This is a genomic window from Candidatus Leptofilum sp., assembly GCF_965223285.1.
GTDB lineage: Bacteria > Chloroflexota > Anaerolineae > Promineifilales > Promineifilaceae > Leptofilum.
Genome location: NZ_OZ244997.1, coordinates 2,789,754 through 2,811,557, shown reverse-complemented (window position 1 = coordinate 2,811,557; position 21,804 = coordinate 2,789,754). Strand labels below are relative to the sequence as shown.

At 51.4% G+C, this 21,804-nt stretch carries 18 protein-coding genes and 1 tRNA gene; 11 read left to right on the top strand and 8 right to left on the bottom strand.

The features are described 5' to 3' along the window. Positions 1 to 9: 9 nt before the first annotated feature. From dcd to ACOQPU_RS12775, 5 genes are all read left to right on the top strand, one after another. The gene (gene dcd / locus ACOQPU_RS12795) at positions 10 to 564 is read left to right on the top strand and encodes a dCTP deaminase (protein ID WP_420629861.1); all 555 of its coding nucleotides are present in this window, start codon (positions 10 to 12) and stop codon (positions 562 to 564) included. 90 nt (positions 565 to 654) lie between these two features. After that, a tRNA-Val gene (locus ACOQPU_RS12790) sits at positions 655 to 728 on the top strand. A gap of 141 nt (positions 729 to 869) precedes the next feature. After that, on the top strand, positions 870 to 1,520 hold the full coding sequence (locus ACOQPU_RS12785; protein WP_420645488.1) for a ubiquinol-cytochrome c reductase iron-sulfur subunit: 651 nt from the start codon (positions 870 to 872) through the stop codon (positions 1,518 to 1,520). 26 nt (positions 1,521 to 1,546) lie between these two features. Further along, positions 1,547 to 3,241, top strand: a complete 1,695-nt coding sequence (locus ACOQPU_RS12780) for a cytochrome b (RefSeq protein ID WP_420645487.1) — start codon at positions 1,547 to 1,549, stop codon at positions 3,239 to 3,241. A 111-nt stretch (positions 3,242 to 3,352) separates the two neighbouring features. Beyond that, positions 3,353 to 4,216, top strand: a complete 864-nt coding sequence (locus ACOQPU_RS12775) for a c-type cytochrome (protein ID WP_420645486.1) — start codon at positions 3,353 to 3,355, stop codon at positions 4,214 to 4,216. An 88-nt stretch (positions 4,217 to 4,304) separates the two neighbouring features. On the opposite strand, the gene ACOQPU_RS12770 is transcribed toward ACOQPU_RS12775, so the two are convergent. After that, the gene (locus tag ACOQPU_RS12770) at positions 4,305 to 5,222 is read right to left on the bottom strand and encodes a zinc ribbon domain-containing protein (RefSeq protein ID WP_420645485.1); all 918 of its coding nucleotides are present in this window, start codon (positions 5,220 to 5,222) and stop codon (positions 4,305 to 4,307) included. An 18-nt stretch (positions 5,223 to 5,240) separates the two neighbouring features. Beyond that, entirely contained in the window at positions 5,241 to 5,540 is a 300-nt protein-coding gene (locus ACOQPU_RS12765) for a hypothetical protein (protein WP_420645484.1), read from the bottom strand. 166 nt (positions 5,541 to 5,706) lie between these two features. Here ACOQPU_RS12765 and ACOQPU_RS12760 point away from each other — a divergent pair, with 166 nt between their 5' ends. The 4 genes from ACOQPU_RS12760 to ACOQPU_RS12745 all read left to right on the top strand — a co-directional run bounded on the left by ACOQPU_RS12760 (position 5,707) and on the right by ACOQPU_RS12745 (position 9,563). Beyond that, on the top strand, positions 5,707 to 6,285 hold the full coding sequence (locus ACOQPU_RS12760) for a hypothetical protein (protein WP_420645483.1): 579 nt from the start codon (positions 5,707 to 5,709) through the stop codon (positions 6,283 to 6,285). 69 nt (positions 6,286 to 6,354) lie between these two features. Continuing rightward, positions 6,355 to 7,551 carry an acyl-CoA dehydrogenase gene (locus ACOQPU_RS12755; protein WP_420645482.1) on the top strand — a complete coding sequence of 399 codons (1,197 nt, stop codon included), beginning with the start codon at positions 6,355 to 6,357 and terminating at the stop codon, positions 7,549 to 7,551. 99 nt (positions 7,552 to 7,650) lie between these two features. Further along, positions 7,651 to 8,496, top strand: coding sequence for a 1,4-dihydroxy-2-naphthoyl-CoA synthase (locus tag ACOQPU_RS12750; protein ID WP_420645481.1), 846 nt, complete (start codon positions 7,651 to 7,653; stop codon positions 8,494 to 8,496). 56 nt (positions 8,497 to 8,552) lie between these two features. After that, positions 8,553 to 9,563, top strand: coding sequence for a phosphotransferase enzyme family protein (locus ACOQPU_RS12745; RefSeq protein WP_420645480.1), 1,011 nt, complete (start codon positions 8,553 to 8,555; stop codon positions 9,561 to 9,563). Positions 9,564 to 9,633: 70 nt separating this feature from the next. Here ACOQPU_RS12745 and ACOQPU_RS12740 read toward each other — a convergent pair whose 3' ends face one another. Then, entirely contained in the window at positions 9,634 to 10,779 is a 1,146-nt protein-coding gene (locus tag ACOQPU_RS12740; RefSeq protein ID WP_420645479.1) for a uroporphyrinogen decarboxylase family protein, read from the bottom strand. A gap of 110 nt (positions 10,780 to 10,889) precedes the next feature. Between ACOQPU_RS12740 and add the strand changes: the two genes are divergently transcribed. Then, positions 10,890 to 11,891 carry an adenosine deaminase gene (gene add / locus ACOQPU_RS12735; protein ID WP_420645832.1) on the top strand — a complete coding sequence of 334 codons (1,002 nt, stop codon included), beginning with the start codon at positions 10,890 to 10,892 and terminating at the stop codon, positions 11,889 to 11,891. A gap of 138 nt (positions 11,892 to 12,029) precedes the next feature. Next, positions 12,030 to 15,527, top strand: a complete 3,498-nt coding sequence (locus tag ACOQPU_RS12730) for a CHASE2 domain-containing protein (protein WP_420645478.1) — start codon at positions 12,030 to 12,032, stop codon at positions 15,525 to 15,527. An 86-nt stretch (positions 15,528 to 15,613) separates the two neighbouring features. Here ACOQPU_RS12730 and ACOQPU_RS12725 read toward each other — a convergent pair whose 3' ends face one another. From ACOQPU_RS12725 to ACOQPU_RS12705, 5 genes are all read right to left on the bottom strand, one after another. Further along, positions 15,614 to 17,293, bottom strand: coding sequence for a FecR family protein (locus ACOQPU_RS12725; protein WP_420645477.1), 1,680 nt, complete (start codon positions 17,291 to 17,293; stop codon positions 15,614 to 15,616). Between the two features lie 116 nt (positions 17,294 to 17,409). Continuing rightward, positions 17,410 to 18,048, bottom strand: coding sequence for a hypothetical protein (locus tag ACOQPU_RS12720; protein WP_420645476.1), 639 nt, complete (start codon positions 18,046 to 18,048; stop codon positions 17,410 to 17,412). A gap of 146 nt (positions 18,049 to 18,194) precedes the next feature. After that, entirely contained in the window at positions 18,195 to 19,328 is a 1,134-nt protein-coding gene (locus tag ACOQPU_RS12715) for a pyridoxal phosphate-dependent aminotransferase (RefSeq protein ID WP_420645475.1), read from the bottom strand. A gap of 69 nt (positions 19,329 to 19,397) precedes the next feature. Continuing rightward, positions 19,398 to 20,252: an SDR family oxidoreductase gene (locus ACOQPU_RS12710; protein WP_420645474.1), complete on the bottom strand. Its 855-nt coding sequence runs from the start codon at positions 20,250 to 20,252 to the stop codon at positions 19,398 to 19,400. A 149-nt stretch (positions 20,253 to 20,401) separates the two neighbouring features. Beyond that, complete coding sequence (locus ACOQPU_RS12705) at positions 20,402 to 21,559, bottom strand: hypothetical protein (protein WP_420645473.1); 1,158 nt, start codon at positions 21,557 to 21,559, stop codon at positions 20,402 to 20,404. Positions 21,560 to 21,804 lie beyond the last annotated feature (245 nt).

Genomic DNA, 21,804 nt, shown 5'->3' with positions numbered 1-21,804 from the left:
GGAAAAACAATGGCTATAAAAGCAGACAGTTGGATTCGCCGTATGGCGAAAGAACACAGAATGATTGAGCCCTTTGTGGATGGGCAGGTTCGTGAGGGTGTTATCTCTTATGGATTATCCTCCTACGGGTATGATATCCGGGTGACCAATGAGTTTAAGATTTTCACCAATGTGCATTCGGCCGTTGTCGATCCCAAGCACTTTGATCCAAAATCGTTTGTGGATTTCAAGGGTGACGTGTGTGTCATTCCTCCCAACTCTTTTGTCTTGGCACAAACGGTTGAATATTTTCGCATACCGCGTGACGTACTAACCGTTTGTCTGGGAAAATCGACTTACGCGCGTTGTGGTCTCATCGTCAATGTAACCCCGTTTGAACCGGAGTGGGAAGGGTACGTAACGTTGGAAATTTCCAACACCACGCCGCTGCCGGCACGCGTTTATGCTAACGAAGGCATTGCCCAGGTTCTCTTCTTCCAATCAGACGAAATTTGTGAAACATCTTATGCCGATCGCAAGGGAAAATACCAGAAACAGCAAAGCATTGTTTTGCCCCGAATTTAATCATGCTGGTTGGTTGCAAAGTTGTCGAAGCAGGACAAGAAATTTGCTTGTTAGTCAACACCCGATATAATTCGGGTCTTCCCTGATTTCGGGCGCTTAGCTCAGTTGGTTAGAGCACTTCGTTTACACCGAAGGGGTCGGGGGTTCGAGTCCCTCAGCGCCCATTTCCCCCCTTGTTATCCATTAACATTTTGTTATAATCGCGATTGTGATAAAAAGCACACAGCTACCCAAGTGTGTTCCATCAATGGATAAAATCGCTGGAAGAATCTTCTTGAAGAAATAATAAGTAGGAGAATAGCCTCATGGCAAATGCAGCCGTAAGCGCCGAAGCAAAAAGCGGCGGTATCTCAAGACGAGAATTTCTTTATTATATCTGGGGAGCCTCCATCGCTTTGTACGCTGCCCAATTTTCTGGTTTACTGATTTGGTTCTTGCTGCCCCGGTTCCGTGAAGGTGAATTTGGCGGTAAGTTTGTCATTTCGGTAAGCGAGTTGCCGCCGATAAATGCCGAACCCGTAAACGTTCCGGCAGGCCGTTTCTGGCTTGTAAACTTGGATACCCGTCAAGAGAATGTGTTAATGAAAAAGGCACCGGACGAATCAGATGAAATCATCGGCGTCGCTGCTATTTACAAGGTTTGCACCCACTTAGGCTGTATTTACACATGGACTGCGGCTAACAATCGGTTTGAGTGTCCCTGTCATGGCTCGAAGTATCGGTTGGACGGCCGTCGCATTGAATCTCCTGCTCCCCGCTCGCTCGACCGCTTCCGCATGGAATTTCTTGATGCCGATAGAAATCCTATCCCCGGCACACTTTCCGAAGAAGTCGGGGATTTTTACGCCCCGGTTCAGGTTCCCGACAATGCCGCCTTTATTAGTGTAGATACAGGCGATCGCAAAATGGGTTTATCTGAAGATTTAATTTGCAGCTTCACAAATGAATGCCCATAAATAAAGAGGAATTAAGGAGTTAGAGTATGGCTACCTTTTTTGAACAAGTAAGCGAAATGGGTGTAAAGCAGGCCATTGTCACCAAAGCGGATGACGTGGTAGAGCGCCTGACTGCTGGTATGAACATCAGCGATATCCGCAGTGCCTTGCGAGGGGACGAGCCTCGTCGTCCGAACCCGCGCTTACGACCTCACGCAGATAGCTTCTGGTTCCATATACGGCCCAGCTTTTATCACACTGAGGTAACGCATATTTACCCCACCTTCCGCCTTGGCTGGCTATCCACATTTATGTTTGTTTGGGAAACCATTACCGGTATTATTTTGATGGTTTTCTACACGCCTAGTCCCTTGGTTGCTTACGACAATATGTGGAACATCTTGGGCAATGTGCCTTTGGGGCAACTGATGCGGAATATGCACCGCTTGGGCGCGGAAGTGATGGTTCTGGTGGTAGCCCTCCACATGCTGAGGACATTCATAACGGGTAGCTATAAAAAGCCTCGTCAATTTACATGGGCTACGGGGGTAATCTTACTGACCTTTACCGCTCTGCTTAGCTTTTCTGGCTATTTGTTGCCCTGGGACCAGTTGGCATATTGGGCGTTGACTGTATTCCTCTCTGGTGCTGAAGCTGCACCAGCCCCCGCCCAATTTAATTCCAATGTACTCTTGATTCTGCAAGGTGCGCCTTCATTGGGTGCCGGTGGTTTGCTGCGCTGGTATTTGTTCCACGTTTTGTTGCTACCGCTGCTCACGGCAATCTTCTTCTTTGTGCATTACTATAAGGTGGTGCTGTACGGTATTTCCTTACCCCCTGGGCGTGAGGAAATTGGTGAAGATACCGCCAAGCGCGTACCGAAAAACGAACGCACTTATTTTACGCCGGATATTCTAACCAGTGAACTGATGTGGACCGCGCTGGCGACATTATTCCTTGTCGCAGGTTCCTTATGGTTCTGGGATGCACCGCTGGAGCATCACGCTGATCCAGTTGTGACGCCATTGCACGTTGTTGCGCCCTGGTATTTGTCATGGTCACAGGGGTGGTTAAAGCTAGCAGACAAAACAATTGTTATTGGATTTATCCCTGTATTGATTGTCATGTTTATGCTGATGCCTTACGTGGAAGTTGGCAAGAGCCGTCGCTATGCTGACCGACGGGTTGGTTTGACAGTCGCTTCTTTGTTTTTCGCGGCTATGTTAGTTTCTAACTGGATGGGTTCACCTGAATTCCGGGTAGCGTCTTCACCAGAGCTGGAAGTTGCCCAAGAGGTGATGCCAGAAGAAGGTCCCAATGTATTGAAGGGTGTTCCTTATGAATATCTGCAAACAGGCGTTTATTTGCCAGGAGAAGAAATCCCGGATAATCCTTATTTGACACGCGCCTTGGAAGAGTTTGAGGCTGCAATGCAGAACCATAGCTGTGTGTTAAATGGAAATCCCAATATGCCAAGAGACGGTGTTTGGGATGATTGCAGAGTGTTAGAGGGCGGGCGTTACGGTAACGATTTTGGCGACAACGCCATGCCAGACCCGTATGCCTTCTTGCGAATTACACAGGAACAGGCCAACATGGTTCGCTTAACGCTGACGTTTGAAGTGCCTGATCCAAATAATCCAGGCGAATTCTTGGTGCAGTCAGGCGATACTATTTACGATTTTCGTCATGAAGGTTCTTTCTATGAAGAAGAGTGTCGTTTCTTAAATAAAGATTGTTAGAGTGATTTGGTTTTGCCTGCTTTGTAACCAATAAAGCAGGCGAAACCATTTTGGTGTGGGAAGCGGCTGTGCTGTTGATTACATTGCAGCAACAAATTTAAGGATATCGTTATGCAAGTTAAAGTTGTGATTGGCACAATTGCATTTATGCTGACAATGATTATTTTGGGATATGCTGCCCTGCGTGAGCCTGAACGATTGGAGCATTTTACTGAGGCTCGCGAGGGTCGGACAATCGAGGTTGGCGCGAAGATTTACATTAATAACTGTGCTTCTTGCCATGGTGTAGAAGGCAAAGCGGAAGAATGTTACGATTCGGCTGGCAATTCCGTTACGTGCCAGGGTTTGCCACTGAATAACTACTTCCTGGTATGTGGCGATACCCCTGAGCGGTTGGCACAGACGCGCTTTGAGGGTACGAAGGAACAGTTCATTGAACGTACGGTGGCGTCTGGTCGCTCTGGGACAGTGATGGTTGCCTGGTCTGAACGATATGGCGGGCCTTTTCGAGATGATCAGGTGCAGGATGTGGCTGCTTACGTATTGAATTTTGCCAATGAGGAATTCTGCGCTCAGGAGCCTATTACATTTGATTGGCCTGAATCTGTAGACGACTTTTTGGTTTTGGAGACGGATGAGTTTGCAGCAGCACCTGGTGATGCAGAGAACGGGGCGGCTTTGTATGCTAGCTATGCTTGCAATAGTTGCCATGGCAATATAGATGAACCTGGTTCAAACCAGATTGGGCCTTGGTTGGGTGAGATTGCTGAGGTTGGTGCCACTCGGGTTGAGGGGCAAACGGCCGCTCAATACGTTTATGAATCCATCTTGCATGTGAATAATTTTATCGCTCCAGAGTGCGCCCAAGGGCCATGTACAAACCCCAGTGCGATGCGGGCGGATTATGCTTTTGCGATTGCCGGAAATACTCCTCAGGATATGATAGACTTGCTCGCTTATCTGCTTGGCGAATAAATAAGCGATAACGACTTAAACGAGATTCCAAAAGGACCCAGTGCAAAAAAACTGGGTCCTTTTTCTTTTGGGGTGGTTTGATTGGGGTTTATTTTGCTTTGACGGCCGTTCCGCAATTGCGGCAAAATTTATCCCCTGAGGTTAATGATTGGCCGCATTGATGACAATATTTTGCCGAGCCGGTCATTTTGCGAGCCGCTGGTTTTTGCTGTGTACGCTGGGGCTTTGGTTTGGCTGGGCGACGGCTGCTGGATTGGCGATTGTTGATGAAGAAATAAACGGCCGTTGCTACCAAAATAACAGCTCCCAAACCAACTAAGAGTAGCGGCCAATCAAACGTGGCACCTTCATCTTGCACCGGCTCAGCATCTAAAAATGGCAATTCTTCCTCTGCTGGTGCGGCATCTGCCAAAAAGTCCACCGTCAGCGTCGGCACGCTCATCGTATAGCCAACTTCTACGCTGTAGCTGTCGCCTGCGGCAACGGTCTGGCTGGGCAGCACATGGTAGGTTAAACCATCTTGCCCCTCAGCAACGTTGGTGGCAGGTGGCACCGTGTTGACTTCTGTGGCTGTAAACGGTTGTTGGAGCGTGACGTTCATTTGCTCGACAGCAATATCTGATTGCCAGAAAAAGGTAAAGCTGCGCTGCGTATTAGAAGCTGAATAGGGTTGGTAATATTCTACACGGAAGCGGCTTTCTTCCAGCGTAAAGGTGATCGAATCGTTTTCTACCACCGGTGACAAACCTTGGTCAGACATCACATTATTATCGGTGATGCGGGCGACGACGTTAAAGTCTGCACCTGCTGGCAAAGGCACGGTAAGCGTGACGGGCAGCGGTTGGTTGGCGGGCAGCGTGCCCGTTAGCAACACGAGTACAGCCTCTCGATCGTAATCGGGCCAAAGCTCAACATCCAATGATTGCAGGGTTACGGTCGTTTGTGCTTGCACTATCATTGCTGGAAAAAACAGAAGGGCAATCAGTAATATTATCGTTCTTTTCATCAATCATCCTTTTCTTTGTTAGGCGTGGCCACGCAGCCGAATGCGGTTGGCACGGCAGTGGGGACATTCCAAATCGGTGTAATCACGGCCGCAGGTGCGGCAGGTTCGCGTTTCTACCGGGCGATCATCCTCTAGTGAACCCAGCACCAAGACCAACTCTTCCCCTTGATGTTTTTCTAAAAAAGCAGTGAGATCGTGGTTACCAATTTGCCAACGGCCGTCTGCCGCTTGGGTTACGGTGCCATTCATCACATCCAGCTTCATTTCATAAGCGGCGGAAGCCAATTTTAAGATTGCGGCGCGTCGAATTGCTGCCATACGGTTTTCCTTTTGTATTGCCTGGGATAGTCAGTCAGCCTATATTGCCTGATTAATCTGTGTAGCCTATTATACCGGAGCAAATTAGTTGTGGCTGGTGGTTGGTGGTTAGTGGCTAGTTCAATAATCGGCCACTAGCCACCAGCCACTATTTAAGGAGAATGGTGTGGCAGAAAACGACGAGAAACTAACACATGATTTAGCCATTTTGCAGGAGATGGCCAGCCAAATGGCGGATTATTTGAAAAGCGAGACGCTTTTTTGGCCGATGGGGCGTAGCAACATGCCCAAGCTAACGCTCGGTGGCTACTGGCTGCGGCAGCATCGGCTTAAATCATTGCATACGCTGCTTACGAGTGAACAACAGACTCAGCTTTCAGCGGCGACAAAAACGTTTGAAACGGCCGTTTCCCCCTGGACCGTCCGCACCGAGCAGCGAGCCCACACCGAACTCGCCGCCCGTATTCGCCAATGGGATGAATATTTGCGCGACCTGCGCGAGAAGCGTGGCGAGCAAGCAGGTGCCTATGCTGCCCAAGTAGAAGTCCGCGCCATCATTGCCGCTCTGGTAAGCCAGCTCCAGCAACGGCCGTATCAGCTAGATGAGAAGCTGCTGCAATCTGTGTTGCGCCAAGACAAAGGGCTACGCGCGCGTTTTGCCAACGGTGAGTTTGTCTGGCCAGATGAATGGCAACCCGCTTACCCCAAGCCCGAGTTTTGGTGGCTGTACGGCCGTCCCAAATAAACCCACACCATACCGCCACAGAAACCCCTAAAATCTTTGTGTCCTCTGTGGCAAAAAAAAGAGGCAAACATGACCAAACCAACCTTCAAATGGGCCGATCCCTTCTTGCTAAACGATCAACTTAGTTCTGAAGAACGCATGATTCGGGATTCTGCTCATGATTATTGCCAAGGGAAACTGATGCCCCGCATTTTAGAAGCTAATCGGCATGAAACGTTCGACCGCGCCATCTTTAATGAGATGGGCGAGCTGGGTTTGCTTGGCGTCACTATCCCAGAAGAGTACGGGGCTGCTGGCCTCAACCATGTCTCCTATGGTCTCATCGCCCGCGAGGTTGAGCGCGTAGACAGCGGCTACCGGAGCGCCATGAGCGTTCAAAGCTCCCTAGTGATGTATCCGATCTTCACCTACGGCACAGAAGCACAGCGGCAAAAATATTTGCCCAGGCTGGCCAATGGTGAACTCGTTGGCTGCTTTGGCCTCACGGAGCCAAACCACGGCAGCGACCCTGGCAGCATGGAAACCCGCGCCACCAAAACGGCCGATGGCTGGATTCTGCACGGAAGCAAAATGTGGATCACCAATTCACCTATTGCCGACGTTTTTGTTGTCTGGGCCAAAGCCTACGGCCACGATGAAACCGAAGACGGCAAGATACGTGGCTTTGTGCTGGAGCGGGGTATGGAGGGACTTTCCACGCCCAAAACAGAAGGCAAGTTCAGCCTGCGTGCCAGCATCACGGGTGAAATTGTGATGGATGAGGTTTTTGTGCCCGACGAAAATTTGCTGCCCAATGTACAGGGACTCAAAGGACCATTTGGCTGCTTGAACAAAGCCCGCTACGGGATTTCTTGGGGGGCATTGGGAGCAGCCGAATATTGCTGGCACGCCGCTCGACAATATACGCTGGACAGGACGCAGTTCGGACGGCCGTTAGCTGCCAACCAACTCATCCAGCTTAAACTAGCCAACATGATGACCGAAATCAGCCTCGGTTTGCAGGGAGCCTTGCGGGTGGGGCGGCTGCTGGATGAAAGTAAAGCAACACCCGAAATGATCTCAATTGTGAAGCGTAACTCCTGTGGCAAGGCGTTGGAGATTGCCCGCCTTGCTCGCGATATGCATGGCGGCAACGGCATCTCCGATGAGTTCCACGTTATTCGCCACATGATGAACCTGGAAGCCGTCAATACTTATGAAGGCACCCACGACATCCATGCCCTCATCCTAGGCCGCGCCCAAACGGGCATTCAGGCATTTATGTAAACTTCGGCCAGGACTGGCAGTCCTTTTTCTTGAGAATAAGTTTTCGTTTGAAAGAGGACTGCCAGTCTTCGGTAACCAACAAAATTCTTAGGTGGAAATATGACAACTAAACCCAACTGGAAAACAGTGAAAGAGTACGAAGATATTACCTACAAAAAATCGGACGGCGTGGCCCGGATTGCCTTCAACCGGCCTAATGTCCGCAACGCCTTCCGCCCCAAAACGGTAGCCGAACTGTATGAAGCGTTCCTAGATGCCCGTGAGGATACCTCCATTGGCGTGGTGTTGTTGAGTGGCGAAGGGCCATCCACCAAAGATGGTGTTTACGCCTTTTGCAGTGGTGGCGACCAAAACGCCCGTGGTCATCAGGGGTATGTTGATGATGAGGGAATGCCTCGGCTCAACATTTTGGAGGTGCAGCGGCTCATGCGCTTTATGCCCAAAGTGGTTATTGCCGTCGTGCCTGGTTGGGCCGTTGGTGGTGGTCACAGCCTGCATGTGGTTTGCGACCTCACGCTGGCTAGCAAGGAACATGCCATTTTCAAACAAACAGACGCCGACGTAACTAGCTTCGATGGCGGCTATGGCTCAGCCTATTTAGCCAAGATGGTGGGGCAAAAGCGAGCGCGTGAAATCTTCTTCCTGGGGCGCAACTACTCGGCGCAGGAAGCGTATGAGATGGGCATGGTCAACGCTGTCATCCCGCACGACGAGCTGGAGGACACGGCATACCAATGGGCACAGGAAATCCTGGCCAAATCGCCAACGTCCATCAAAATGCTTAAGTTCGCCATGAACCTGACGGATGATGGCATGGTGGGGCAGCAGGTGTTTGCCGGAGAAGCCACTCGCCTGGCTTACATGACGGACGAAGCCAAAGAAGGGCGCAACGCTTTTCTGGAGAAGCGCAAGCCCAACTTCAAAAATATCAAGTGGATTCCGTAGATTCGGTAATGTCACAATGCGGCCGCTTCGCGTACAGTGAACAATAATCGGTAGACATGTTGAATCCTTATCATCAGCTTACAACAAGGGGAAAGCTGAGGCGGCTGCGGGGCTTGGCAGAGGATGCGCTCCGACAGTTTGGCGTAACGGCCGTTCGCCTAAAACTAATCAGCACAGACACCAACCTCATTTACCGAGTGTGGTCTGATGATGACCGTCAGTTTGCTTTGCGTGTGGCTAATCCTGCGTGGCGTGGGGCGGAAACGGCCGTTTCCGAAGCGATGTGGCTCGATGCGCTGGCGCAGGACACAGACATCCCTGTACCAAAAATGATGCGCACGCCAGTAGGGGATGCAGTTGTTTTTCCACAAGCAGCGGGAGTACCCATAGACCGCCATGCCGTATTAATGAGTTGGCAGCCTGGTGTTCTGTTAGGCAAGCGGCTAGCCGTTCAAAATATAACCAAAATGGGGGAATTGTTTGCCAAGCTGCACCAGCACGGAGCCAGTTGGCAGCCACCCGACGAGTTCACGACCAAAAAATTTGACAACTTTCTTTCACGGGGTGAGCCAAACGTGCTTTTTGCCGAGGGGAGTTTGGCGAATTACGATGCCCAAACGGAGTCATTGCTGCGCCAGATGAGCGAGGTGGTGGCCCAAACTTACGCTGATCTTGACCCCGCCGATTTGCGCGTCATCCATTGTGATTTGTGGCACGACAACATCAAAATCCACAAAGGGAAGCTATATCCGTTTGACTTTGAGGACACCATTTGGGGGTACCGCCTGCACGACATGGCGATGGCACTGCTGGATTTGTACGAGGATGTGGGGGATTCGGAGGCGTATGCTACGCTTTTGGCTGCGTTCCGCACGGGTTATGAAACGTTGTTGCCTTGGCCGGATGGCGAAATGGAACTGCTGATGTTTGGTCGGTTGTTGTGGAAAACGAACTGGATTGCGTGTTTTTGGCCGGAGGGCTTGGCGAAAACGGCCGTTTTCCATGCCAACCTCTACGACCATTACCGGAAAATCGGCGAACTCCTCCCACCCAAAATGCCCCGCTAATTTTTTCACCGCAGAGAGCGCGGAGAACGCAGAGAGAAACCTCTTATTCCTCTGTGCTCTCTGTGGCAAATTAATAACGGCCGTACTCTTCTACCGCATCCACCATGGCCAGCACATTTTCTGGGGGCACGTCGTTCATAATGGTGTGGACCGAAGCCAGCAGATAGCCGCCCCCCGGTCCCAGTGCCTCAATGACCCGCTTCACTTCTTTGCGAACGTCATCTGGCGAGCCGTAGGGCAGCACCCGGTGCGTGTCTATGCCCCCGCAAAAGACGATTTTTTGCCCAAAACGTCGCTTCAATTCATCCAGCTCAGACATGCGCCCGGCAGACGTTTGAATTGGGTTCAAAATATCCACCCCAATTTCTACAAAATCATCCACCAGCGGAAACACATCGCCATCAGTGTGGAACAGCACCTTCGCTTTGGTACGTTCTTTGATGAAGGCGATGTAGTCGGCGTGGAACGGCTTCAAAAATTCACGGTACATCTTGGGCGAGATGAGCAGGCTGGTTTGCGTGCCTAAATCATCCCCAATTTTGATGATGTCTACATTGTCTCCCAACTCTCGCAAAAAATGCCCCATCAACTGTTTGCATAACTCAGTGATTTTTGCCAGCAACGCTTTGGCAAAATCGGGCTTCTCCACCAAGCTCATCATGAAATTGTCCATCCGCTGCATTTGGAAGGCGCGTTCCAGCGGGAAGAGCAGCCACGGCGTGGCCATGATGGCGTACTGGTTGGCGGCGGCAAGTGCGGCCGCTTCTGCTTTTACATGCGCCACGCGGCTGGGGTCATTCATGTCGGGCCAATCGAACTGCTCTAAATCTTCGATGGTTTGGGCATCAACCAGCGGGTTGATGTGGGGGAACCAGTCGCCGGGGGCAAGCTCTACCTGGCCAATGCCCCACGAATCTATGAACGGCGTGCCGGGTTCGCGGCTGGCGTTGGCCTGCATGTTGGCCGCCGGATGGCGATCCAGCACGGGGCGCACGTCGGTTCCCAGGCGTTGTAGGATGGTTTCGTTGGGAGCGGCCGTTCCCAACTCCGGCCAATCGTACAAATAGCGATCTTCACCCTCTACCCCCAGCAGCTTTTTGAGCTTTTGGTATGTTTTCATCTTAATGCCGGTGGCATTGCTGACGCCCAAAATGATGGGCACTCGGTCAGGTTCTTCATGGTTCATGGCGGCTAAAACGCGCTCGCGTGGGGTCATTATCATCTTCTCCCGGGTGCTTGGGTGGTGGATAGTTGTTGGTTTTACAGTTGGCGGTTAACATACCAGCAATCTACAAAGTGACAACCATTTTGAGAACGTAAATGAGCATTATTCGGCCGGATTTGCCCCTTATTGATTTACATCGCCACCTAGATGGCAGTGTGCGGCTGGAGACAATTCTGGAGGTGGGTGGGAGGTACAACTTGCCACTGCCCGCGAAGGATTTGGAGGGGTTACGGCCGTATGTCCAAGTGACAACCCCCGTGCCAGGTTTGCTCGCCTTCTTTGAAAAATTTGAGTGGATGATCGGTATTTTAGTCAATTATGACGTTTGCCATCGCATTGCTTACGAAAATGTGCAGGATGCCCTGAATGAGGGTATTGACTACATCGAACTCCGTTTTAGCCCGATGTTTATGGCAGAGCCACATGGATTACATCCGCAAGGCATTGTGGAGGCGGTGGTTGATGGTGTCGCGGCTGGAGAGCGTGATTTTGGCGTCAAAACCAACCTGATTGGCATCATCACACGCGGTTTTGGTCCCAAAACTGGCCAAAAAGAGCTGGACGCCTTGCTGGCGCACAGGGATGATTTTGTAGCATTGGATTTAGCAGGGGATGAAGTCAATTTCCCTGGCGAATGGTTTGTAGACCATTTTAAGCAAGCGTGGAACGTGGGCTGGGGTGTGACGGTTCATGCCGGCGAAGCGGGCGGTAGCCCCGCCATTTGGCAGGCCATTCGGGAGCTACGCGCCACGCGCATCGGCCACGCCGTTCGTGCTGTGGATGATCCAGATTTGATGGATTATTTGGCGGAAAATGGCATTGGCGTAGAGATGAACCTGACGAGCAACGTACAAACCAGCACTGTGCCAGACTATGCTAACCACCCGCTCAAACAGATGCTTAGGCACGGCATCCTGGCAACAATCAACACAGATGATCCGGGCATTAGTAACATAGACTTACCGTATGAGTATGAAATAGCTGTGGAGCGGGCGGGTCTTTACGAAGATCAGGTCGCCCAGGCACAGCAAAACGCACTCACAATTGCCTTTTTGTCGGAAGAAGAGAAAGCAGATCTGCTTACCAAAAAACGGTCCGCCTAGACGCTGCACATGAAAATGTAGTAAAAATTGCCCCTGAGCGAACTCTCAACTCCATAAAAGCTAGAGACAGAACTCTATTATTCGGTATGATACGATTCATGAATAATGGCACTGCACAAACATCCATCACATGAAACAATGAAAGACAAAATCCAACCAATTCCCCTCCTGCTTGCAGAACAAGAAGAAGAGCTAGAGTTAAAACGGGGTTATCAACTAGGTATTTACACGTTGCTCGAGCAGATCGGCAAGGGGGGCGAGGCCGTTGTCTGGTCTGGCATTGACAATGTACGCAAGCGGTTGGTGGCCATTAAGATCATTGCCTTAGACAAAAACGATCCGGGCGTCGCTTCCATGCTGTCAGCCAATTTTGAACGGGAAGTGCATTTGGTTGCCAGTTTAGAGCATCCTCACGTTTTACCGATGTATGAGTTTGGCATGGCGGAGTCGTTTGTATACTTTGTAATGGCTTACAAAGGGTTAGGGACAGTAGATACTTGGTTAAGAGGCGGGGCGATTTCGCTGTTGCAGGTTGCCCGAACTGCAAAACAGATTTTGTCTGCCCTAAACTATTTACATATGCGTGGCATTGTGCATCGGGATATTAAGCCAAGCAATATTTTGCTGGATAGCCAACAGCGGATTTATTTGGCCGACTTCGGTTTGGCCAAGCAGCTAAGCCAAAGCACAATGGTGCTGCACACTGGGCGGGGTACGGGGCCATATGCACCGTATGAACAGCAGGCATACCATAGCATTACGCAGCAATCGGATATTTTTAGTTTGGGGGTTGTGCTTTATCAAATGCTTTCTGGGGAGCTCCCGTGGGGAAGGCAGTATAGCTTGGCAACGATGCAGAAAAATGAAGGTGCTGTTTTACCAGACCCGGCTCAGGTGGGGGGTGAGTGTCCGGAGGCGTTAACTGCTGTTCTTAGGCAATTCACTGCATTCCAATGGCAAGATAGGCCAGCCACAGCCGAAGCTGCCTACAGTATTCTCTACCAGGCTTTACCAGAAACCATTCAGGCCGAACTAGGCCCTACTTTGCAGCCGATTCGGCTAATGGAAGAGAAGTTTGTGGCGCAGGATGTTGCATATTTACTGCAACGCTACCAGGAAAGTTGGCAAGTGGATGAACCATTTCCGGCTCGTTTGACGCATTTGGCGTTTTTCTCTTCTCATTACGGCCGTTTCCATGACCAGCTTGACGACGATAGCTACCAATTCTTGCTGCGTGGGGCTCTGGCTCATGAATATGAACTTTCTTATTGGTGGCAACATTCCCCGAATCCAGACTTGCGCTGGCAAATTAGCTTAACTGCCTTGGCTTCTGAAAGCGAGTCGGTTGTGAGGCGTGTGCTGGCACTGTTGTTGCGAGAGCCAGCCGGGTCTTTACCAGCCACGTTTACTGCACGTGCCTCCCTGGAAAAGTTGTTGGATTTGGGCACGTCAACGTCCGAATGGCGTGTACGCCGGGATGCGCTGAATGCGCTGCTGCATCTGTTGCCTGCTGCTGACGATTGGCTGCCGACAGGCTTTTCTGAAGTGGGCGATAGTCGGTTGGCACAGCTTGCTTTGGAATCTACGAGCCAGAGTAGACAGGCTGTTACTTTGATCGGGCGGTTGCAGAGCGAAACGGCCGTCCTGATGCTGGCAAATAAGGTGATCGAAGACGGGTCCCAACCGGCTTTGGAGATTTTGCAGCAGATTCAGCAAGAGGTGGGTAGCTTGCCTGCTTCTCTTCCCGGCGTGGTGCGTCGTCGCTTGCAATGGCAACGTCTTAAAAAGCAGCTGCTTGAAGATGGGGAAAGCATCTCGTTGGCACGCAGCCTGATTGGCGTTGTGGCCGGGGCTTTGGTCACGCTTCTGCTACTGCTTGGCATCTTATCCGTTCAGGCCACGCAAATGCAGGATGTGTTGCTCGCACCATACCCTGTAAGTGACATTGTGACAATTGTGGAAGTTGATGATGCCAGTTTGGCTCAGTACGGCCGTTGGGATCAATGGCCCCGTTCACTCCATACTGAACTTATCGAGCAGCTAGCCGCAGCCGGTGCCGGAACAATTGTGTTTGACTTTGTGTTTGAAGCTGAAACAGCTCAGGATACAGTCTTGGCGGAAGCGATGACTGCAGCAGGCAATGTGGTACAGCCGGTGCTGGTGCAGGGAGATGCCTTCCACGATTTAGAAGATCAGCTGCGATACGAGGGCATTGTGTTGCCTCAGACCACATTGGTAACGGCTTCGGCTGGGCTGGGGCACACAGGCATATTGCATGATAGGGATGGGTATATTCGCCGCGTGCCTACAACGATTTCGGTGAATGGAGAGTCTTACAATAATTTAGCTATTGCGGCATTGGCTAACTATTTAGGGGCAAGTGTGGATGAACATGCAGTGGCAAACGGCCGGTTTTCTATTTTGGGTCGCCAGGTGCCGGTAGACGCAGATGGTGAGATGCGGGTTTATTACGCTGGTCCACCAGCCCAGCCCACCCAAACCACCTTCAACATGGTGCGCTATCAGGATGTATTGGCTAGCGTTGTGCCGGAGGAGCTCCTGCGAGACAAGATTATTCTGGTGGGCATCACCGCTACGGCCGAACCAGATCGCTACTTGACGCCTGTTAGCGACGGCCGTCCCATGTATGGTGTAGAAATATTGGCCAATGTCATCGAATCTATTTGGTCTGAAAAATTTATTCGCGAGCCTGTAACGGCCGTTCGCATATTCATTTTGCTGCTCCTTGGCCTGTTGGTAGGGTGGGTGAGCGTGCGCCCGATTAGCGGCTTGGTTTTTACGTTGGGCATTGCCGGAATTTACTTCTTACTGGCTGGTTGGCTTTTTGATGCGACAGGCATCATGCTTGATCTTTACTACCCTTTTGTCACCATTGGGTTGAGCTATTTTCTGGTCACTGCTTATCGCTACTCTGTTGAAGTGCAGCATCGGCGGGAAATCATGGGAATGTTTGCCGCTAACATCTCACCCGCAGTGGCTCAAGCAACGCTTGAGGCAATACGCCAGGGAGAGCTAAATCTGGCTGGTCAGGAACAACTGATAACGGTTCTGCTGGTTGGCATGCAACGCCCAACCAACTTTGCATCTCAACACGATCCGATGGATGTGTTAGCCATGCTGAATTTTTTCCACCAGAAAGTAACTGAAACAATTTTGGGTTTTGAAGGAACCGTGATCCATGCCGAACATGGCGAAACTCTGGCGGCATTTAATGTGCCGCTTTCGCAGGAGGATCATGTGCGGCGGGCAGTGCAGGCGGCACAATCGCTGCGGGATGAAATTCGCCACTATCAAGATTCACTGCCAGAGGATCATTTGCATCGTGAAGTTTCCTTTGGCTTTGTGGTTAACAGTGGCCAAGCAATTGTGGGATATGCAGGCGCAAATGGGCGAGGTTCATTTGTGACGTTGGGTGAAGTTGTGGATTTAGCCGATGAGATGCTGAAAGTTGCTCAAGCATGGCAAGTTGTGTTGGGTGAGGAGAGCCAGATGGCAACGGCCGTTCATGGCATTGATATTTTGTCTTTGACACCTTTGCACATCAAAGGTCGCGCTGTGGCCGTGCCGTTGTTTGCCTTGCGCTCCAAGCAATCTGAGGATGAAGAGAGGCCGTAAAGAACGCTTAAAATACAGTGATGAAAGACAAGAATGAATTGCGTTCTTTACGGCCGTTTGAGATAGGCAACTTTTAAGACAAGTGATTACGGTTTACTGCCCCCATTGCCACTATTACCGTTATTTCCCCCGTTACCATTATTGTTACCGCTGTTGCCAGGGCTACCATCGTCGTTTTGACCAGGTGCATTGCCGCTGTTGCCAGGGGAATCCTCGGCACTTTCACTTTCGCCAGCAGGCAAGTCGGGGCAAGCCTCTTCTAAATCGCCATGGGCTAGATGGTCATCTAAATCGTCGGCACTAATCTCTAAGGTATTGCCTTTCGTTGTGTCCCCACCAGGATAATGACAAATAATTACCTTGTCTGTCTGGGATTCGGATGAATCATCGGGATCATCCTCTTCGCCGTCAGGCGCGTCGGAGCAGGCTTCTTCTGTATCGCCGTGTGCCAGATGGGCATCTAAAGCATCAGCACTAATTTCTAAGGTATTCCCCTTCGTTGTGTCTCCACCGGGGTAGTGACAAATAACGACCTTGTCCGTCTGGGAATCGGATGAATCATCGGGATCATCCTCTTCGCCGTCAGGCGCGTCGGGGCAGGCACCTTCCGTATCGCCGTGTGCCAGATGGTCATCCAAATCATCGGCACTAATCTCTAAGGTATTCCCCTTCGTTATGTCTCCACTGGGATAGTGACAAATAACGACCTTGTCTGCCTGGGATTCAGGTGAATCATCTTGCTCCGGCGGGGTGCTGTCGTCTTCTGGTTCTGAATTATCATCGGCAGGTGTTGGCGTTGCTGGCTCGCTGTTTGGACGTGTTTGTAGAGCTTCACCAGTAACGGCCGTTACCTGAAACCCTGCTGGCACGTCCACAGATGCTCCATCCTGCAATGCCACCTGCACCAAACCCTCTTCAACCGAAATGTGCGAACTGTCTTCAGATTGAACCTCTACAGTAAATATTGTGCCGCGCACAGAAGCGGTAGAGGAAGGAGTTCTGATTTCAAACGCGTCATTGGCACGCAGCAAGCGCACCACGCGGCTCAACGCCTTGCCTGAGATCAGGTTTAACTGAAAGCGAAAGCTGTCGCCATCTGTCACAAGTTCAGCCACGGTTGCCGTACTGCCGCCAGACAGATCAACCGTGCTGCCGTCTTGTAGTCGCAATTGGGCTGAGCCATTTTCTGTCAGCCGAATGGTGTCTCCCTCACTGACTGTCATAACTTCACCAGAGGCAACACTGCCTTCTGTCATACTGGCAAAGAGTGCACCCCCTGCCTGGTTTACAACTGCCTCACCCGCCGAGACAACCAATGTTGCTTCTGTTCTGCCAGGCTGTGCCAGCACAAAAGCACCTAAAATCAAAATAAGTAATGCTGCTAAGCTAAAGGCCAGGCCCTGTTTTGTACTCATGAAAAAATTTGCCCTCCGTGTCGGTCTACTCGTTTGGCTCGGTGTAGCAGATGGCTTGCTGCGCCGAGACATGCGTGCCTCTTTTTGTATGCAATCCATAAAATGCATCAGCACAACCCGATTCACGCCCGAATACCCAGAAATATGACGCAGGTCTTGCCTGAAGTAATCATCGCGCGGCAGTTTGCACAAGGCCAACTTGGCCAACTGCTCATCAGAAATATCTAACAATTCGGCCATTTGCTCCCAGCGTACCTGCTCTCGATTAGCTTGCTGTTTAATCAGGCTCGCCATGAAAGTAGGATTTGTAGCTGAACGTTTGGCCAATTGGATCAAAGGTTGGTTTTCCATAAGGTACCTTTCCAGTCATTGAGAACTGTATGCATTTTGTCTTTCTATAGCTTAGTACCGAAGCCACAGGCAAAGTTCGACAAAAAGATGAGGTGGAGTTTCAGGATGGGACAAATTTATACTTTGTGGCGGTTCACAAAGCGTTGAAGGCGTTTGGTGAGGCGATCTTTGGCACGCTTGACTGCACGCCGCTGTTCTGTGATGGAAGTTGCGGAAATTCCCAGGATGTCGGCGTAAGGTTCAGTTTCTCGCACACCGTTGAGCATTAGCAAAAAGAGCTGCCGATCGGTAGTAGATAGTGTGGCTTCAAAGTTGTTCAGGATTGCTTGTGCAGGGGGTTCATTTTCGTTGCTTAACCAGCCAGCTAAAGAGAATCCGTCCTCTAAGGAATTTGCGTCGTCAACTAACTGAGATTGGATATTTGGCTCATCAATACTGACCAGGGGACGTTTCTGCCGATTTTGTTTGTCAATAGCATTTAGCAAATCGTGTCGGGTAGACATGCGTAGATAGGCAAATAAGCTCAGTTTATCGGGGTCAAACTTGTTAGGAGATTGATGATAGGAGAGCAGGCTGTCAATTGCGGCCGTTTCATGCAGATGGGGCTCAACCTGGCGGAACTCTCGACGCAAGAAGGCAATTAGATGCGGCAAGGCAAGCTCAGACAGCTGGGCGAATGCTGTCGGATTGCTCTCAGACAAGATTTCTTGGTGCTTCTGCATCTGCCAGGGACGGGAAGGCTCAGAAGCAGGCATGAATGGCCTCCTGATGGTGTGAATGTTTGCCAGTATAACAGTTTCGTTAGGTGGAATTAAGCGGCGTGGGGGCAAATTCCCGCATTCTTAACAGTACTGTCGTCCCAAGCGGTCTACGAATCGGGGAGATTATTGTTGGCTGCTGACTAAGTTAAAGGAATACGGTTTTGTTGCAGATAGTTTTCAAATTGGGTTAAGGCTGTAGCAAAGGCCGCACGGCCAAAGCCCATCCGCATATGGTGATCATCGCTGCCGAGGGTGGTGGCGGGGTGAATGAGGACGCCTGCCTCGGCGGCCATGCGGGTAGCAAACTGGGTGACTGAGGGGACGTTCATTTTTACCAGGGCGACTGATCCGGCGTGCGGCCGTTTCCACCCAAACAAATCCGGCCATCGTTCAAAAAATTGTTCCGCCAAAGCCAAATTTTGCTCAATTTGGGCAATGTTCTTCTGCCGCAGCTGCTCCCGCACCTGCCACGCCGCCAACGCCAAAAACTCCGATGGGGCGGGCGGGCAAATGCTGGTGTAAAACTTCCAGTTCATCACATTTTGGCGCGGTGCCTCATCTTGAATGACCAGCCAGCCAGTGCGTAACCCAGGCAGCCCATACGTTTTAGAGAGTCCAGAAAGCACCACAGCCCGCTGGCAAACGTCTGCTGCCGAGGGGATGGGCGGCGTGCCGGAATGGATCAGGCCATGATACATCTCATCGTAAAAGAGCCACAGGTTGTGCTGCTCAACGATTTGTACCAGTTGGGTAAGCTGGTCTGGCGTGGGCAGGTAGCCGGTGGGGTTGTGTGGAAAGTTGACGACCAGCAGTTTGGTTTTCGATGTGATTTTTTGCGCCAGCGCATCAAAATCGAGTTTCCAACCAGTGGCAGTGGATTGAAACTGCCACTTCTTAACGTTGCTAGTGCCGACGACATGCTCAAACATATTGATGAGGGCATCGTAGGCGGGGGAAAGTACAATGACTTCATCATCGGGTTCCAGCAGGGCGCGGGCGGCCAAGTAGATGCCCTCGACGGGCGTGCCTAAAACCACGATGTCATCTGGGCTGGCGGTGGCGTAGCTGGTGGCCAGGGCTCGGCGCAGCTGTGGGTTGCCTTGCGATTCGGTGTAGCCGAGGGAGACCTGACCCAGTTCGGCCAAATCTACCTCGGCCATTGCCAGTAGTTCAGCAATGGTGACGGTTTCGCAATCTGAGTTGCAAAGCTGGTAGGGGGTGGTGAATTCGTATTCGGCAAAGAAATGTTCGGTAGCAAAAGGGGCAATTTTCATTTGGATTAGTTGATGGCGGTTAGTGGCTAGTTATTAGTGGCTGACAGAACTATCAACCAACCATTAAAACTAACCACTAATGGTTCGTTTGATGAAGGTAGCTAGGCTGGTGGGGTCTTGGCCGAGCAGGTAGCGGAGCTGATGGGGATTGCCTGCCATGCCGCTTTGGGCGTAGTAGGTGAACATGCTAACGGCCGTTTTAATGGCAAAGTCATTCATCTCTTTGGCACGCGCCTGGGCTTTCCACGTTTTGAGGGGAACGGGGCGGACTTCGACGGGACGCTGCAAAATTTGGCTAAAGGTGTCGGCAACGGCCGTTTGGCTCAGAGGCATCGTGCCAACCAATTCATACGTAGCGTACTCATGTCCCGGCTCAGTCAGGATTTTGGCAGCCACCGTCGCCACATCCTGCAAATCTACTAAGCTGAGGCGGGTTTCGGCAGGGTATGGCACAGGCAAGATGCCGTCATTTTGGATGGCCGGCAGGTACGCTAGCAGGTTTTGCATATAAGCTGTTGGTTGTAAGACGGTGTAGGTGAGGCCAGAGTCGAACAGAACATTCTCAACTTTGAGCTTGCTCCAATGGTGGGGCATTTCCCGAATTTGGGGGTGAAGGACGGAGTGGTACACCACGCGGCAATTGCCGATGGCACGGGCGGCAGCGATCATCAGTTGGCCAAGGCGCACTTCTTGCGGGTGCATGTTTGGAGCGATGTGGTAGATGGTGGAAACGGCCGTTGTTGCCAAACGCCACACATCTGAATCCAGTAAATCGCCGACCACCACCTCAGCTGCGCCCGCTTTACGCACGGCTAAAATTTGATCGTCATCTTTCACAAAAGCGCGGGTTTTGGCACCTCGTTGCTTGAGGGTTGCTAAAACTGTCAACCCTGTCTTCCCTGCTGCGCCAGTTACTAAAATCATGCCGATTCTCCAAATTGCTTTTTGCTCAACAAAGAACGTCCTCTCACGGTTTATTGTAGCCCATTCGCTAACGATCTGGCATACGATTTTGGCTGGCACCGAATTTTCGCGAATTTACACGAAAAAAATTATTTTCGCGGCAATTCGCGCTAATTTGCTGCTCCAAATAAATTTGTGTAGGGGGTCTCGAAGCGTCCGCGCAGCAAGCCACGCCAAGGCACAAAAAGCAGCCAAACGGTGAGCGAGGCCACCACGCTGCCCAGCTCGCCAATCGGTAGCTGGACATAAAGAGCCATGATGCCTATGAACAGCGCCAACTGCCGGCGACGGTGCATGATCATCAAGCCGAAAATGGGCAGCAGCAAAATGCCGTCGTAGGCGCGAGTGTAGGGGGTGATGATAAGAACGGCCGTTAACCAACCAGCCCACCACAGCGGCGACGTTCCCTTTTGCAGCCACGCCCAGTACGCCATCGTCAAAACCACCAAGACCCGCACCGGCTGGGCAAACCAGAGCGGCCAGCCCCACAGCGTTAGCTCCCGCTCCAGCGTGGATTTCCACAACGGGGCGGTAATCTCCTGAACGGCCGCTGCCTTGCTGATGAGCCAGGGCGGGGTGATGAGCAGCGTCAGCCCCAGCAGCAGCCCACCAACAATGCTCAGGCCAATCAGCCGCCGGTCGCGCCGCCACAGCATCTCCAGCAGCAGCGGCGCGGCGATAAAAATCCCCAGCTGGGGTTTAATGCCGATGAGCAAAAACGCTAGCACCAATTTTATCGTAGGGGCGTTTCGCGAAACGCTCTTACTGGCGTCCCTCTGCGCAGCTCCGTGTTCCGCTTTTTCCTCAAAAACCAAATTCAATGCCCATATCGCCCCCAGCAAAACCAGCGGCGTGACTTGCCCAAACAGCAGGGTGATGAGTGCCCAGGGGAGAAGGATGAGGAGCAACGGCCGTAATCCCCTAAACCCCCACGCCTGCATTTGCAACAACGCTACCGATGTCACCCCAACCAAAAATAGCACCCACACCGTGCGGGCAATCTCCTGCGGCAACAAGCCAAACGGCAGCAAGATGGGCAGCAGCCAGGCGGGGCTAAAGAAGTCCGGCGGTGCGCCCTGGTCGGTTTCGATGTATTCGGCCGTGTATGGATTTTCGCCCGCCAGCATGTAGCGTGCCGCGGGGTAAAACGTCTGGTCAAAGTCACGCAGGCGGGGCATTTGCGGAGCGATGAGGATGACGGCGGCAATAAGCACCACGAGGGCTAGGAGTAGGATGAGGAGTGTTTGGTAGGGGGAACGGCCGTTCACAAAACTACCCCTTTGTTGGTTCTTGGATAAGGCGTTGCTACAATTACGGCATGAGAATTGGTAGACTTATTTGGCCGGAAGACAGAATTGAGCACATTGCTAGACATCAGGTAACGCCCGAAGAAGTTGAAGAAGTGTGTTTTGGTTACTCGTTTGTGCAACGAGCGAAGTCCGAAGGGGAAAATCCTGTTTATTATGTCTTGGGCCAAACGGATGCGGGACGGTACTTGTTTTGTGTTATCATA

What these genes read in the sequence shown, in the direction of transcription:
- ACOQPU_RS12755 (WP_420645482.1), top strand. Translation starts at nt 6,355, where the DNA reads ATGACCAAACCAACCTTCAAATGGGCCGATCCCTTCTTGCTAAACGAT.
- ACOQPU_RS12785 (WP_420645488.1), top strand. Translation starts at nt 870, where the DNA reads ATGGCAAATGCAGCCGTAAGCGCCGAAGCAAAAAGCGGCGGTATCTCA.
- ACOQPU_RS12765 (WP_420645484.1), bottom strand. Translation starts at nt 5,540, where the DNA reads ATGGCAGCAATTCGACGCGCCGCAATCTTAAAATTGGCTTCCGCCGCT.
- ACOQPU_RS12740 (WP_420645479.1), bottom strand. Translation starts at nt 10,779, where the DNA reads ATGACCCCACGCGAGCGCGTTTTAGCCGCCATGAACCATGAAGAACCT.
- ACOQPU_RS12730 (WP_420645478.1), top strand. Translation starts at nt 12,030, where the DNA reads ATGAAAGACAAAATCCAACCAATTCCCCTCCTGCTTGCAGAACAAGAA.
- ACOQPU_RS12775 (WP_420645486.1), top strand. Translation starts at nt 3,353, where the DNA reads ATGCAAGTTAAAGTTGTGATTGGCACAATTGCATTTATGCTGACAATG.
- ACOQPU_RS12710 (WP_420645474.1), bottom strand. Translation starts at nt 20,252, where the DNA reads ATGATTTTAGTAACTGGCGCAGCAGGGAAGACAGGGTTGACAGTTTTA.
- ACOQPU_RS12745 (WP_420645480.1), top strand. Translation starts at nt 8,553, where the DNA reads ATGTTGAATCCTTATCATCAGCTTACAACAAGGGGAAAGCTGAGGCGG.
- ACOQPU_RS12715 (WP_420645475.1), bottom strand. Translation starts at nt 19,328, where the DNA reads ATGAAAATTGCCCCTTTTGCTACCGAACATTTCTTTGCCGAATACGAA.
- ACOQPU_RS12725 (WP_420645477.1), bottom strand. Translation starts at nt 17,293, where the DNA reads ATGGAAAACCAACCTTTGATCCAATTGGCCAAACGTTCAGCTACAAAT.
- ACOQPU_RS12780 (WP_420645487.1), top strand. Translation starts at nt 1,547, where the DNA reads ATGGCTACCTTTTTTGAACAAGTAAGCGAAATGGGTGTAAAGCAGGCC.
- dcd (WP_420629861.1), top strand. Translation starts at nt 10, where the DNA reads ATGGCTATAAAAGCAGACAGTTGGATTCGCCGTATGGCGAAAGAACAC.
- ACOQPU_RS12750 (WP_420645481.1), top strand. Translation starts at nt 7,651, where the DNA reads ATGACAACTAAACCCAACTGGAAAACAGTGAAAGAGTACGAAGATATT.
- ACOQPU_RS12720 (WP_420645476.1), bottom strand. Translation starts at nt 18,048, where the DNA reads ATGCCTGCTTCTGAGCCTTCCCGTCCCTGGCAGATGCAGAAGCACCAA.
- ACOQPU_RS12770 (WP_420645485.1), bottom strand. Translation starts at nt 5,222, where the DNA reads ATGAAAAGAACGATAATATTACTGATTGCCCTTCTGTTTTTTCCAGCA.